Source organism: Ruegeria atlantica (genome assembly GCF_013032505.1).
Classification (GTDB): Bacteria; Pseudomonadota; Alphaproteobacteria; order Rhodobacterales; family Rhodobacteraceae; genus Ruegeria; species Ruegeria atlantica_F.
Genome location: NZ_WQCG01000001.1, coordinates 153073 through 167548, shown reverse-complemented (window position 1 = coordinate 167548; position 14476 = coordinate 153073). Strand labels below are relative to the sequence as shown.

The 14476-nt window shown below is 57.4% G+C and carries 11 protein-coding genes and 1 tRNA gene; 6 read left to right on the top strand and 6 right to left on the bottom strand.

Features of this window, described 5'->3' with window-relative positions; genetic code table 11:
- Positions 1 to 174 precede the first annotated feature (174 nt).
- Positions 175 to 3795: a vitamin B12-dependent ribonucleotide reductase gene (locus tag GOW92_RS00820; protein ID WP_170557152.1), complete on the bottom strand. Its 3621-nt coding sequence runs from the start codon at positions 3793 to 3795 to the stop codon at positions 175 to 177.
- 533 nt (positions 3796 to 4328) lie between these two features.
- Here GOW92_RS00820 and GOW92_RS00815 point away from each other — a divergent pair.
- Positions 4329 to 4763 (top strand): hypothetical protein, encoded by a 435-nt coding sequence (locus GOW92_RS00815; protein WP_170557150.1) that lies wholly within the window; start codon positions 4329 to 4331, stop codon positions 4761 to 4763.
- Positions 4764 to 4773: 10 nt separating this feature from the next.
- On the opposite strand, the gene GOW92_RS00810 is transcribed toward GOW92_RS00815, so the two are convergent.
- The 4 genes from GOW92_RS00810 to pdxH all read right to left on the bottom strand — a co-directional run bounded on the left by GOW92_RS00810 (position 4774) and on the right by pdxH (position 6623).
- Positions 4774 to 4850: transfer RNA gene (locus tag GOW92_RS00810), tRNA-Pro, on the bottom strand.
- A gap of 43 nt (positions 4851 to 4893) precedes the next feature.
- On the bottom strand, positions 4894 to 5310 hold the full coding sequence (locus GOW92_RS00805) for a DUF192 domain-containing protein (RefSeq protein WP_254452915.1): 417 nt from the start codon (positions 5308 to 5310) through the stop codon (positions 4894 to 4896).
- A 58-nt stretch (positions 5311 to 5368) separates the two neighbouring features.
- Positions 5369 to 5875: a cold-shock protein gene (locus GOW92_RS00800; RefSeq protein WP_174822401.1), complete on the bottom strand. Its 507-nt coding sequence runs from the start codon at positions 5873 to 5875 to the stop codon at positions 5369 to 5371.
- 142 nt (positions 5876 to 6017) lie between these two features.
- Entirely contained in the window at positions 6018 to 6623 is a 606-nt protein-coding gene (gene pdxH, locus GOW92_RS00795; protein WP_170557146.1) for a pyridoxamine 5'-phosphate oxidase, read from the bottom strand.
- Between the two features lie 136 nt (positions 6624 to 6759).
- Here pdxH and fabI point away from each other — a divergent pair, with 136 nt between their 5' ends.
- From fabI to trpE, 5 genes are all read left to right on the top strand, one after another.
- A complete protein-coding gene (fabI, locus tag GOW92_RS00790) occupies positions 6760 to 7566 on the top strand; it encodes an enoyl-ACP reductase FabI (protein WP_170557144.1) in 807 nt (268 codons plus the stop codon).
- A 5-nt stretch (positions 7567 to 7571) separates the two neighbouring features.
- Complete coding sequence (gene gpt, locus GOW92_RS00785) at positions 7572 to 8081, top strand: xanthine phosphoribosyltransferase (RefSeq protein WP_170557142.1); 510 nt, start codon at positions 7572 to 7574, stop codon at positions 8079 to 8081.
- Between the two features lie 54 nt (positions 8082 to 8135).
- Positions 8136 to 9311 carry an aminotransferase gene (locus tag GOW92_RS00780; protein ID WP_170557140.1) on the top strand — a complete coding sequence of 392 codons (1176 nt, stop codon included), beginning with the start codon at positions 8136 to 8138 and terminating at the stop codon, positions 9309 to 9311.
- 84 nt (positions 9312 to 9395) lie between these two features.
- The gene (locus tag GOW92_RS00775) at positions 9396 to 11237 is read left to right on the top strand and encodes a peptidyl-prolyl cis-trans isomerase (RefSeq protein WP_170557138.1); all 1842 of its coding nucleotides are present in this window, start codon (positions 9396 to 9398) and stop codon (positions 11235 to 11237) included.
- 12 nt (positions 11238 to 11249) lie between these two features.
- Positions 11250 to 12761, top strand: a complete 1512-nt coding sequence (gene trpE / locus GOW92_RS00770; protein ID WP_170557136.1) for an anthranilate synthase component I — start codon at positions 11250 to 11252, stop codon at positions 12759 to 12761.
- Between the two features lie 45 nt (positions 12762 to 12806).
- Here the strand turns inward: trpE and GOW92_RS00765 are convergent, their stop codons facing one another.
- Positions 12807 to 14402, bottom strand: a complete 1596-nt coding sequence (locus GOW92_RS00765; protein ID WP_170557134.1) for a divergent polysaccharide deacetylase family protein — start codon at positions 14400 to 14402, stop codon at positions 12807 to 12809.
- Between the last annotated feature and the right edge of the window lie 74 nt (positions 14403 to 14476).

Below are 14476 nucleotides of genomic sequence, written 5' to 3'. Positions count from 1 at the left end.
AGAGTGGGAAAGAGCAAATATTCCGCCCCACCCTGTTCCCGGCCGACACGGGCATGTCGGCCGAGTGGACCAAGGCATCGAAGGTAAGTCTCAGCGCCTTGATCCGTATTCGTCGGGGTCGGTACCTGTGGCAGCTACCCGACCCCTGCACCCCGGGTTGCCGGGGCGTTTGCCTTAGCTACACCCGCTGGTCGCGCCGCAGGTGTTGCATTTCATGCAGGTGCCGTTGCGCACCAGCGTGTAGTTTCCGCATTCGCCGCAAGGATCACCCTCGTACCCCTGCATCTTGGCTTTGGTCCGCGCGTCCATACCCGTGGCGACGGCAGTTTCCGCGACCGGGGCTTCGAACTGCGCGGCGGGTTCAGCCATTCCGTTCACTTCGGGTTGGCCGCCGTTGAAAACCACCAGGTCCTGCGGCAGACGCTTGCGAAGATATCCGGTCGAGCTGATTTGCTTCAGTACTTCCAATGACTTGGAGGCCGCACTTTCGCTGATTTCCGAGACATTCGACAGACCATCTTCTTCGCCGCGGCCCAAATCATCGAAGGTTGCGCCTTCGGGTTTCACGTGCGCCAGATCGGTCCGGTCCAGATAGGACACGGCCAGTTCGCGGAAGATGTAGTCCAGGATCGACGTCGCGTTCTTGATCGAGTCGTTGCCCTGCACCATCCCTGCTGGTTCGAATTTGGTGAAGGTGAAGGCATCCACGAACTCTTCCAGCGGTACGCCGTATTGCAGGCCAACCGACACGGCGATGGCAAAGTTGTTCATCATCGCCCGGAAGCCAGCGCCTTCCTTGTGCATATCGATGAAAATCTCGCCGAGTTTACCGTCTTCGAACTCACCCGTTCGCAGATAAACCTTGTGCCCGCCCACGATCGCCTTCTGGGTATAACCCTTGCGGCGATGCGGCAGTTTCTCGCGATGGCTGCGGATCATCTCTTTGACCACAACCTTCTCGATTACCTTTTCGGCCAGAACGACAGCTTTCTCCTGTGCCGATCCGCTTTCCAGCACTTCAGCGGCTTCATCGTCATCCTCGACGAGCGCCGCCGCCAGAGGCTGCGACAGTTTCGAGCCATCACGATACAGCGCGTTCGCCTTCACACCCAGCGACCAGGACAGTTCGTATGCCTTCTGGCAGTCCTCGATGGTCGCGTCATTTGGCATGTTGATCGTCTTCGAGATCGCGCCCGAGATGAAGCTTTGCGCCGCGGCCATCATAGTGATATGGCTATCAACCCCAAGGAAACGCTTGCCTTTTTTGCCGCACGGGTTGGCACAATCGAAGATCGAATAGTGCTCTTCCTTCAGGTGCGGCGCGCCTTCCAGCGTCATGGTTCCGCAAACGTGGTCGTTCGCCGCGTCGATATCTGCCTTGGTAAAGCCCAGATGGCGCAGCAGGTCGAAGGTCGGGTCATTCAGCTTGGTCGCTGGGATGCCCAACACGCCAGTGCAGAAATCCTCGCCCAGTGTCCACTGGTTGAAGACGAACCGGATATCAAAAGCGCTTTCCAGCGCAGCATCCACCTTGGCCAGTTCATTGGGGCCAAAGCCGTGACCGGTCAGCGACGTGTGGTTGATCCCCGGCGCATTGCCGATGGTGCCATGACCGACCGCGTAACCTACGATCTCTTCGATCTGAGACGAGGAATAACCCAGCTTCTCCAGCGCAGAAGGCACCGAGCGGTTGATGATCTTGAAGTAACCGCCACCGGCTAGTTTCTTGAACTTGACCAGAGCAAAGTCCGGCTCGATCCCGGTGGTGTCACAATCCATCACCAGACCGATGGTGCCGGTGGGCGCGATCACGGTCGCCTGCGCATTGCGGTAGCCGTTTTTCTCGCCGAGGCTCAGCGCCTCATCCCAAGCTGACATGGCCAGATCGATCAGACGCTTGTCCGGGCAGTTGCCATGGTCCAAAGGCACCGGCTTCACCGCCAGTTTTTCATAACCCTCGGTCACTCCTTGGGATGCGCGGCGGTGGTTACGGATGACGCGCAGCATGTGGTCTGCGTTACGCTCATAGCCTTTGAAAGGGCCAAGCTCGCCTGCAATTTCCGCCGAGGTCGCATAGGCCACACCGGTCATAATCGCGGTCAGCGCGCCACAGATGGCCCGGCCCTCGTCCGAGTCGTAGCTGTAGCCCATGTTCATCAGCAGACCGCCGATATTGGCATAGCCCAGACCCAAGGTGCGGAAATCATAGGACAGTTGCGCGATTTCCTTCGACGGGAATTGCGCCATCGTCACCGAGATTTCCAGTGTCAGGGTCCACAGACGCGACGCGTGCATGTAGTCCGCCGCCTGGAATTCACCATCCTTGAGGAAGGTCAGAAGGTTCATCGACGCCAGATTACAGGCCGTGTCATCGAGGAACATGTATTCCGAGCAAGGGTTCGAGCCGCGGATGGCTCCGTCTTCGGGGCATGTGTGCCATTCGTTGACGGTGTCATGAAACTGGATACCCGGATCGGCGCATGCCCATGCGGCGTGACCGACCTTTTCCCACAGGTCGCGCGCCTTGACGGTCTTGGAAACCTTGCCGTCGGTGCGATTGATCAGTTCCCAATCCGCGTCTTTCTCAACTGCGGTCAGGAAAGCGTTGGTCACGCGGATTGAGTTGTTCGAGTTCTGGCCCGAGACCGAGCTGTAGGCTTCCGAATCCCAGTCCGTATCATAGGTCGGGAACTCGATGCTGTCGTGACCCTGCTTGGCGTAATCCAGCACGCGCTTGATATAAGTCTCAGGGATCGCGACCTTTTTGGCTTCGCGAACCGCTTTCTTCAGGCTGTCATTCTTGTTGGGATCATACGCATCGTCTTGCGCGCCGTCCCATGAGCGGATGGCCTCGAAAATGCCGTTCAGCATCTTCTCGTGCATCTTCGATCCGGCAACGATCGAGGCCACCTTCTGCTCTTCGATCACCTTCCATTCGATGAACTTCTCGATGTCCGGGTGATCTGCATCGACGATTACCATCTTTGCTGCTCGACGGGTTGTCCCGCCTGATTTGATCGCGCCAGCGGCGCGGTCGCCGATCTTGAGAAAGCCCATGAGGCCCGAGGACTTGCCGCCACCCGACAGCGCTTCGCCTTCTGCGCGCAAATGGCTGAAGTTGGTCCCGGTGCCCGAGCCGTATTTGAACAGGCGCGCTTCGCGCACCCAAAGATCCATAATGCCGCCTTCGTTTACCAGATCATCATCAACGGACTGAATGAAGCATGCGTGAGGCTGCGGATGTTCGTAAGCGGATTTCGATTTCGTCAGCTTGCCGGTTTTGTAGTCGACATAGTGGTGACCCTGCGCTGGACCATCGATTCCGTAAGCCCAGTGCAGACCGGTGTTGAACCACTGCGGGCTATTTGGCGCTGCACGTTGGGTCGCCAACATATAGCGCATTTCGTCAAAGTATGCGCGCGCATCTTCCTCGGTCGAGAAATAGCCACCTTTCCAGCCCCAATAAGCCCAAGCACCTGCAAGGCGGTCAAAAACCTGCTTCGAAGACGTTTCGCCATCAAATTCTGCGCCATCGGCGGGGACCGAGCGCCACAGGAATTCGGGGACGTCTTTTTCTTTAACTTTCTTCAGCTTGGACGGGACGCCCGCTTTGCGGAAATACTTCTGCGCAATGACGTCGCTTGCAACCTGGCTCCAACGCGCCGGCACTTCGATATTGTCCAGGCGGAAAACGATGGTGCCATCCGGGTTTCTGATCTCAGACGTAGCTGAGACAAAGTCCAGTTCCGCGTAAGCGTCCTGTCCCGGTTTCGTAAATTTCCTGTCAATCTTCATGTCCGCCGCCCTAGATTCAATCAACTTGTCCTTCAGCGTCAGGTCCTCAGACGCGGACCGATCGCCATGCCGTATAATTTCGGGCGCAATAGGCCAGCCGCTGCATTCACCAGCGCAAAACCGATCAAACGGTTGCACGTTACTATGATGTGCTTTCCGACCCTCGCCCTGTGCCCTATGCTGGTTTTACTACCAGATTTAGTGGCATCCCTTCCGGCCCATACAACTTGACGTATCGGACCATAGATCGTCAACGCCATTTTTAAGTCATTTTTGATATCTTTTGTGTTGACCCGATTCTGAGAACTTGCCGCAGAATTCCCTGCCGTGATTCCTCCACAGGTTCATCCACCGAACTTCCACACTGAATCTAAAAACACACAGAGTAATTAACCGTGTTCTCCGGCATAGTTATCGGAATTTGATAATCTAACGTTAAGGTGGATAGGGTGGAAAAGAATCACGATGCGATCATTTTGACGGACGGCTTCGCGCTAGACGGCTAACACGGTCGATAAAGAGGATCAGGGCAGATGTCGTTGTTACGTTTAATTCCGGTTCTGGCCCTGATAGTGGCCTGCACACCACAAGATGTGCCCCCTCCGGCCCGCAGCGCACAATTCGACAATTTTCCAAAAAGACTGTTCGATACGTTTGAGATCAGCTGCGATGGCCCGGGTGAACACTTTAAAAACACCGGAAATCGCGTTTTCGAATGCACCGAGTTTCTCCCCCCGGACACAACCGCGTTTCTGATTCTCAACTATGACGGTTACCCTCAGGACCTGCCCAAAAGCGTGATGCGGCTGACAACGACCAAGAACAACTCAGGGTACCGAGTCGATGCCGAGCTGTATTTCAACGTGCCACGCAGAAGCGGCCCGTCGGTCAAAGTTCCAGTGGAAAGCGAAACGCTGGATAAGGCGCTTGGCGCGCTTTACCAAGCGTTGGGTGGTTCACCAGCATAAGTGAAAGAAGTGGTCGGGGCGGCAGGATTCGAACCTACGACCCCCTGTACCCAAAACAGGTGCGCTACCAGACTGCGCCACGCCCCGGACCGTGCGCCTTCCTAACGATGCCAATCCGATTTGAAAAGCCCTAACAGGACCAAATTGCAGGACCTTGGGAAAAAATTTCATGCCGCACGACAGTTCCGGGTTTTATCGAGTAGCGCGCCGCCAGTCCCGCATTGATTTCGAGCACCGCAAAGACAGAATCGCCGCCTTCTATTGGTGTCAGATCACCGGGAATCGCACCTTGGTGGACATGCGTCACTGTACCCGCCCGATCGAGGAAAATGATATCTAGCGGAATCAGCGTGTTCTTCATCCAGAACACGACAGGCTGCGGCGGATCAAAAACGAACAGCATCCCCGAACGGTTTGGCAGCGACTCGCGGAACATCAATCCACGCGACCGCTCCTGCGGGGAAATTGCCAGTTCGATATTGAACCGAATCTGCGCCGAGTCGTTTTTGATATCGATCTGATCAGGCTTGCAAGCCGCCCAAGTCATTCCGGACCAAAGCAACAAAACCGCTAAGAAACCCGGAAAAAACTTTGGCATGAATCACTCAATCATCCAGAGCAGCTTCCCAGGCCAGGACCTGAGCCGCCATACGTCCACGCTTGCCACTGATAACGCGCATCGCGAGGGCCTCGCCGGGCTGCAAATCCGACAGGCCAGAGCGTCGCAGAACTTCGATGTGCAGGAACACGTCTTCGCCACGACCAAAGACATTCGCGAAGCCAAAGCCCTTGCCTTTGTCGAACCATTTAACCCGTGCAGCCTCAAGTGGAGCAGCTGCGATTTCAACGGGATCAAGCTCGGCAAAATCGGCCAGCATCATGGTGTCCGTCCGTGCGGGCGGATCGACACTGATGACCTCAACCGCCTGAACGCCACGGTCCGTGCGGTGGGTCATGATTTCTATGCCTGCGCCATCCGCGACCGAGCTTTGGCCGAAGTTCCGCAATACATTGACGTGCAACAAGATATCCGGACCGCCCTCATCAGACACAACGAATCCGTAGCCCTTGGCAGGGTCGAACCATTTCACGTGTCCACGGACGCGGTACATGTTGTTCAGATCTTCTGGCACGGCGTTCCCATCGCGAAAAATTTCATTTCGTTAAGGGTCCGATGTGTATGGGAATGGTCCGCAAATTCAAGCTGAAAAATTACTTTGCTTTCAGCAACTTGCATTTCACGATACGCGAACGTCATGGATTCAACCTCTGTATCAGCCAGTCGGAATCAACTTGATCCCGCTGCCACCGGAACCTGTCATGCAACCGAAAGGCACCATCAGCCCAAAATTCGATTTCGGTTGGCACCAGCCGATAGCCACCCCAGAACGGCGGACGTGGCGGATTCGGACCTAATTTGGCCGTCACCTTCGCCACTTCGGCCATCAGAGCCGAACGGCTGCTGAGAGGCTGAGACTGCTTGGATGCCCAGGCCCCCAATCGGCTTTTCAACGAGCGGGACGCATAATATTCATCTGCCTGCGGCCCACTTTCTTTGGTGATTGTACCACGAACTCGGATTTGACGCCGCAGAGATTTCCAATGCATTACAAATGCAGCTTTCCCGGCGCTGTCCAACTCGGCTGCCTTGGCACTTTCGTAATTGGTGTAGAAAATGAAAGCTGCCGGTTCGATCTCTTTTAGCAGAACCATGCGCACATTCGGCATGCCGTCCGAATCGACGGTTGCCAATGCAATCGCGTTCGGATCGTTCGGTTCACTCTCTCTGGCGTCAGCCAGCCACCGCTCCGCTATTTCAAACGGATCGGTGCCGGCAAATATGCCGTCACGTTCGCTCATTCCCATCCCCTGGAAACTATTAAAGCCCACCCTAGGGCGAGAACCCGCCACGGGCAAGAGCGCGCGGCCTTGATGCAGCGCACCCAATGGCATAAACCATCCCAACATGATGCGAAGGACAGGCGGAGAACCTAACATGTCAAATCAGTTGATGGCCGGCAAACGCGGCCTCATCATGGGACTGGCCAATGATAAATCAATCGCATGGGGAATAGCCCGCGCTTTGTCCGATTCCGGAGCGGAGCTGGCTTTTTCCTACCAGGGCGACGCACTTAAGAAGCGCGTCGATCCGCTGGCGGCGCAACTTGGCAGCGAGATTGTCCTGCCCTGCGACGTCAGCGATGAGGAATCGATCGACTCGCTTTTCAGCGCGTTGGAAGAGAAATGGGGCAAACTGGACTTCGTTGTTCACGCCATCGGTTTCTCGGACAAGAACGAACTTCGGGGCCGTTACGTCGACACCTCTCGCGCGAACTTCAAACTGACTATGGATGTGTCGGTCTACTCCTTCACAGCCGTGATGCAGCGTGCGGAAAAAATGATGGGAGAAGGCGGCAGCGCAATCACCCTTACCTATTATGGCGCGGAACAGGTGATGCCCCATTATAACGTGATGGGTGTTGCCAAAGCCGCGCTGGAAGCATCGGTCAAGTATTTGGCCGAGGATCTGGGCAAGGACGGTATCCGCGTCAATTCGATCTCGGCCGGTCCGATCAAGACGCTGGCTGCCAGCGGCATCGGTGACTTCCGCTATATCATGAAATGGAACGAGTATAACTCGCCCCTGCGGCGCAACGTGACCATCGACGATGTCGGTAAATCGGCACTGTATCTGCTGTCTGATCTCAGCAGCGGCGTGACAGGTGAAAACCTGCACGTGGACTCGGGTTATCATATCGTCGGCATGAAAGCCGTCGACGCACTAGACGTCGAAAAGGGGTAAGGATCATGAGCGCCAAGGATCGTCTGCCCCACGAAAAAGGGTTTCACATCAGCTGGGATCAGATTCATCGTGATTCCCGCGCTCTGGCTTGGCGGTTGGACGGGCAAGGCCCCAATGGTGGCGCATGGCGCGCAGTTGTGGCCATCACCCGCGGCGGCATGGCTCCTGCGATGATCGTCAGCCGCGAACTGGATATTCGCACGGTCGATACGATAAGCGTCCGCTCGTACCATCATCAGGATCAGGGAGAGGCCGAAGTTCTCAAGGCCCCCGACGCGGAACTGATGGGCGACGGCACAGGCGTTCTGATCATCGATGACCTTGTCGACAGCGGCAAAACACTGGAGCTGGTGCGTGCAATGTACCCCAATGCTCATTTTGCTACGGTTTACGCCAAGCCCAAGGGTCGTCCCATGGTGGACACGTTCATCACCGAGGTCAGCCAGGACACCTGGATTTTCTTCCCGTGGGATATGGCCCTGCAGTATGTCGAGCCCTATCGCGGCACCGACTAAAGCCTCCCTCCCAAAGAGCGCGAGGCTAAGCCTCACAAAAAGGACAGGCCCGTTATGACCCAGTCCCGCACCACCGCGACATTTGCACCTCCGGTTATGGAGGCACGGCGCTGGTTGGAGGGGGTGGAGTTCCCTGATGACCGCCCCCTGATCAATGTCAGTCAGGCGGCCCCTGTTGATCCGCCGCCGATGGCGCTGCGCGAGGCGATAGCCGATTTTGCCATGACCCAAGACAGTGCCCATCTTTATGGGCCTGTTCTGGGCAATCCCGCCCTCCGATCACAGCTCGCTGATCAGATCGGGACGCACTATGACGCGCAAGTGTCCAGCGCGCAGGTGGCAATCACCTCAGGCTGCAATCAGGCCTTCGCCGCTGCAATCACAGCGATCACCGATCAGGATGACGAAGTGATTGTTCCGACGCCCTGGTATTTTAATCACAAGATGTGGCTGGACATGGCCGGGGTTCGGACGGTGGATTTGCCGACCGATGACGCTCTGCTACCCGATCCGCACACGGCCCGTGCTCTGATCACCGACAAAACCCGCGCCATTGTTCTTGTGACCCCGAACAATCCCGGAGGTGTGGAATATCCTGCCCCTCTGGTCCGGGCTTTCTATGATCTTGCGCAGGAAGCAGGCATCCGATTGATCGTTGACGAAACCTATAGGGATTTCGACAGCCGCAGCGGCCCACCGCATGATCTATTTGCGCAGCCCGATTGGGACGCAACCCTGATCCACCTCTATTCCTTTTCTAAAGCGTATCGGCTGACCGGCCACCGTGTCGGCGCGATTGGAACCGAAGCTAAGCTTTTGTCGGAAATTGAAAAATTTCTGGACACGGTTGCAATTTGCCCCGGCCAGATAGGCCAACATGCTGCCCTTTGGGGAATGCAGAACCTGTCTCAGTGGCTTGCGGGCGAACGGGATGAGGTCCTCGACCGCCGCGCCGCGATAACCGAGCTTTTGCCACGCCTGACCGAAAAGGGCTGGCGTCTGTTGGGTCTGGGCGCCTATTTCGCCTATTTCGAACATCCGTTCGATATCCCATCGGACGAACTGGCACGACGGCTGGTCCCCGAAGCAGGCATTCTGCTGTTGCCCGGTACCATGTTCATGCCTGAAAATGATCCGGCCGGAAAACGTCAGGTTCGCATCGCTTTTGCCAATCTCGACCGCACCGGTTTGGTGCAACTGTTCGAACGTCTGCAGGCTTTGTCCTTCTGAGCTTGCCCCCCGACGGTGCGCGTCGTATTCAGGGCCGCAACCGACAAGGCAGTCACCTGCCGACAAACGCACAAAGAGGGCACTATGGCCGCAGGCATGAAAAACCTATCAAAGACCTTTGTCTGGATTCTCATGGGCCTTTTAATGCTCGGCCTTGCCGGGTTTGGCGCAACCAGCCTGACCGGAACAGTGCGCTCAGTCGCACAGGTCGGAAACGAGGATATCTCGGTCGATGACTATGTCCGTGAGCTGCAGCGCGAAATTCGCGCAGTGGAACAGCAGACTGGTCAACCTTTGCAGATGTCGCAAGCGATGGAATTCGGTCTGGACCGTCTGGCATTGTCGCGCCTGACGGCTTTGGCGGCGCTGGATAACGAAGTCGGTTTGCTGGGCATCTCAATCGGTGATGAAAACCTGCAGGAAGAAATCGTTGCGATCCCGGCCTTTCAGGGCGTCAACGGCACATTCGACCGTGACGCGTATCAATTCCAGCTGGAACAGGTCGGCATGTCGGATACCGAGTTCGAATCGGATCTGCGCAAGGAAACATCCCGTACCATCGTGCAGAACGCCGTGGTCAGCGGTGTGAAGATGCCTGAGACCCTGACGCAGGTCTTGACCGATTACGTTGGCGCTCGCCGCAGCTTTACTGTTGCGACCCTGGCACCGGATGCCCTGCCCGCGCCTATCCCCGCTCCGACCGATGAGCAGGTGCAAACGTTTTACGATGAGAATACCGAGCTGTTCACATTGCCGCGAACCAAAAAGCTGACTTATGCGATACTGTCGCCTGAAATGCTTCTGGACGACGTAGAAATCGACGAGGACGCAGTGCAACGCCTGTATGAACAGCGCGCAGCGGAATTCCAACAGCCCGAGCGTCGCTTGGTCGAGCGTCTGACTTTCCCGAATGAAGAAGAGGCCCAAAACGCGATGGCCCAGCTTGAGGTCGGCGGTAAGACCTTCGAGCAACTGGTTCGGGATCGCCAGCTGGAGCTTAGCGATATCGACCTTGGCGACGTAACCCGTGAAGATCTGGGCGAGGCAGCCGAGGATGTATTTGCGGCCGATTTGGACGGCGTTGTCGGCCCACTGCCTTCCACCTTCGGACCGGCGCTGTTCCGCATCAATGGCTCGCTTGCCGAAAACAGTACGTCGTTTGAAGATGCCGCCCCTGCCCTGCGCGAGGAATTGGCAGCCGATCGCGCCCGCCGCCAGATCGAGGCGCAGGCCGAAGATATCAACGACCTGCTGGCCGGCGGTGCAACATTGGAAGAACTGGTATCCGAAACCGAGATGGAACTGGGCCAGATCGACTGGACTGCGCAAACCGGAGAAGGCGTGGCCGCCTATGACGGGTTCCGCAGCGCGGCCGAAGCCGTACAGGAAGGAGACTTCCCCGAGGTCGCGTTCCTTGAGGACGGCTCGATCTTTGCTCTGCGTCTGAACGAGGTTCTCGAACCCCGGCCCGAACCGCTAGAGACCGCACGCGATCGGGTCGTTGCCGCCTGGACACAAGCCGAAACCAACACGGCATTGGAAGAACAGGCAAATGCGGTTCTGGAACAGGTGCAGGCCGATGGTGACTTTACGGCCACCGGATTGCCGTTCCGCGTCGAAAACGCCCTGACCCGCACGGCCTTTTTGGAAGATGTGCCTGCAGACTTCATGACTCAGGTCTTTGAAATGGAACAAGGCGACCTGCGCGTCATTCCCGGTGCTGGCACCGCATTTATTGTGCGTCTGGACGAGTTGTTGCCGCCTGACGAAACAGATGAGCTGCGTCAGGTACAACAAGCGCTTGCCGCCCAGATGGATCAGGCTTTGGCCCAGAACATCTTTGATGCATTTGTTCGGGATGCGCAGGTCCGTGCCCGCCCCGTCGTAGATCAGCAGGCCCTGAACGCGGTTCAGGCGAGCTATTAAAAGAGACTGAATATGGCGCTGACCCCCGACTTCGACAGCTTCGCCCGCGCCTATGAGGCAGGCGAAAATCAGGTTGTCTATACCCGTTTGGCCGCCGATCTGGACACTCCGGTATCCTTGATGCTCAAGCTAACGGGCGCGCAGAAAGACGCGTTCATGCTGGAATCGGTCACTGGTGGCGAAGTTCGTGGCCGGTATTCGATCATCGGGATGAAACCAGACCTGATCTGGCGCTGCCATGGCGAGGCGTCGGAGCTGAACCGCTCGGCCCGGTTCGACCCCGAGGCGTTCTCGTCTCAGCCTGGCAACCCGATGGATAACCTGCGGGCCCTGCTGGCGGAAAGCAAAATAGACCTGCCGGACGACTTGCCCCAAGCGGCGGCTGGGCTGTTCGGGTATCTTGGATATGACATGGTGCGGCTGGTGGAATACCTGCCTGACGTGAACCCTGATCCCCTTGGCTTGCCCGATGCCATCATGCTTCGTCCATCCGTCATCGCGGTGTTGGACGGCGTCAAGGGCGAGGTGACTGTCGTATCGCCTGCGTGGGTCAGCGAAGGACAATCGGCCAAAGCTGCGTACGCGCAGGCCGCAGAACGTGTCATGGACGCAGTGCGCGATCTGGAACGAGCCATGCCCGCCGAAACACGCGATCTTGGCGATGCGTCTGAAGTGGCGCCGCCCATGTCGAACTTCACCAAATCCGGCTATATGGAAGCGGTCGAAAAGGCCAAGGAATACATCCGCGCCGGCGACATCTTTCAGGTTGTTCCGGCACAGCGCTGGACTCAGGACTTTCCGCAACCTCCCTTCGCGCTCTACCGTTCGCTTCGGCGCACGAACCCGTCGCCCTTCATGTTCTATTTCAACTTCGGCGGCTTTCAGGTCGTGGGCGCCAGCCCCGAGATTCTGGTCCGCGTTTTCGGAGATGAGGTCACAATCCGCCCCATCGCCGGCACTCGGCCACGCGGCGCGACCCCCGAAGAGGACAAGGCCAACGAGGTGGACCTGCTGGCCGACAAGAAAGAGTTGGCAGAACATCTGATGCTGCTGGATCTGGGCCGCAACGACACCGGGCGCGTGGCAAAGATCGGCACTGTACGACCGACCGAAGAGTTCATAATCGAACGCTATAGCCACGTGATGCACATTGTATCCAACGTAGTTGGCGAACTGGCCGAGGACAAAGACGCGCTGGATGCCTTCTTTGCCGGAATGCCTGCGGGCACCGTTTCAGGCGCGCCAAAGGTTCGCGCGATGGAGATCATCGACGAGCTGGAGCCTGAAAAGCGCGGTGTTTATGGCGGCGGCGTGGGTTACTTCAGTGCTGGCGGCGACATGGATATGTGTATCGCCTTGCGTACGGCCATCGTCAAAGACCAAAAGCTTTATATTCAGGCCGGTGGTGGCGTTGTGTATGACAGCGACCCTGAGGCCGAGTTCATGGAAACCGTCCACAAATCGAATGCCATCCGGCGTGCGGCTGCAGACGCGGCTCGGTTTACCGGCTCCGGCAACTCCTGATGTATTTGGGCTGACCTACCCGGTCAGCCGCTTTTCGTTACGGATTTATTGAGCTTCTTGCGTCATGACCGCTGAAATCGGGGCCATGGCGACACGACCACCGCGATCTTCCAGTCCCCAAAGCAACAGGGCCGAGATCGTGTCGGGGCGCAGACGTCCCAACATGACGACGGTTCCCTGCTGGCCAGCCCGAAACGCAGCCTGATCCAAAAACCGTCGCATGATCGCGGGATCCTGGCGTGCACCGTCGATGTCCCGAAATATAACACCCGACGGGATACCGTTGCGGGCAGCCAGCTTTTGCACCGTATTCAGTCCATTATCCTGAGTGATAAGACCGCGCCCAGAATCACCGGCAATGGCGGCCACTTGATCGGCCAGTTTGCGGTTTCCCTGAATGCCGGTTCCCACGCCTTCCAGAATACCGACTGTCTCTGGCAAGGTATCCAGCCACACGGCCATCGAAACCTCGGCATCCTGCGCGCTGGCTGCTTCGGGCAGATCGGCGAGTGCCAGAACCTCGAAACCGGCATCGCGGTGGCGGGCCATTTTTTCAGCCGCTTCGGGGTCCGACGGGCTGACGGCAAAACTCAGTGGGTATGGGAAATCCTTCAACGCCTCGGCCCCAAAAGCGCCTTCATCATCGATCAGAATTATCGACATTAGCGGTTTGGATTCGGGGTTTTCAAACTTGGCGGCGTAGGCGTCAATTGGTTTACCGGGCAGAAGTGCCGCCACTTGGTCGCCCTCGTCGACCGGCACATCATCTCGTTCGGTCAAGGGTACAACTCGCTTACCAACGGTCAGACCCGCGGGTTCCGTTTCTTCGCCGCCGATCTGCGGGACTGCTGCAATCCGGGGCAGCTTACGAAGTTGCGGATCTTCCTCGCCTTCTACAGCGATCGGGTTGTTTTCAAGCGGATCGACCTCGGGCTCCTGCGTTTCTATTGCAACGGGTTCAGGATTCGGCTCGGGTTCCGGCTCCACGGCTGCAATTTCGGGCAAAGGTTCAGGTGCGGGTTCAGGTTCAACTTCCGTTTCGGTGACCTCTGGCAAGGGTTCAGCGACTTCAGGCTCAACCTCGGCAACCTCGGGTTGGGCTTGTTCGACTTCCGGTTCGGGCAGTACCTCCAGAATTTCAGGTGCGGGCTGCGGCTCAGCTTCTGCTACGGTATCTTCTTCGATAACCGCCGGTGGCTCGGGAGCGGTTTCTGAAAGGATCGGCTCGCCTTCGGTGCTGGGCAGCGGCTGCAATTGCGAGGGTGCCTGCGGCACAACCGGAGCCTCGTTCGAAATGGCTATCTCAGTCGTGTCAGGTATTTCGACACCCTCGACCTGCGTGACGTCCTCACTGATCGTCGGTTCGGTGTCCGGCACAGTTTCCACTTCTTCCAACCCGGCAAGATTGTCGGTTTGGTCCCCGGATATGTCGGACGCAATCGGCGAGGCCGTCACAAGATCGGCATCTGCGACTGTTTCGGTCTCGTTTCCGCTAACTTCCGGGACAACAGCCGGAGCGGGCTCGGGCGCCTCGGCGTTTACAACCGGTTTCCGGGTCAAAGGGGTGTTCAGGGATAGTACCACACCAAGCAGACCAACAACGACCGCCCCTGCGATCATTCCGCCTAAAAATCCGCCCATCTTAACTGCCTCTCGCCTTCATCCTGCTTCGATAGCCTTAACGCCGTTTACCGCGCCTTTGGCCTGCGATTGCG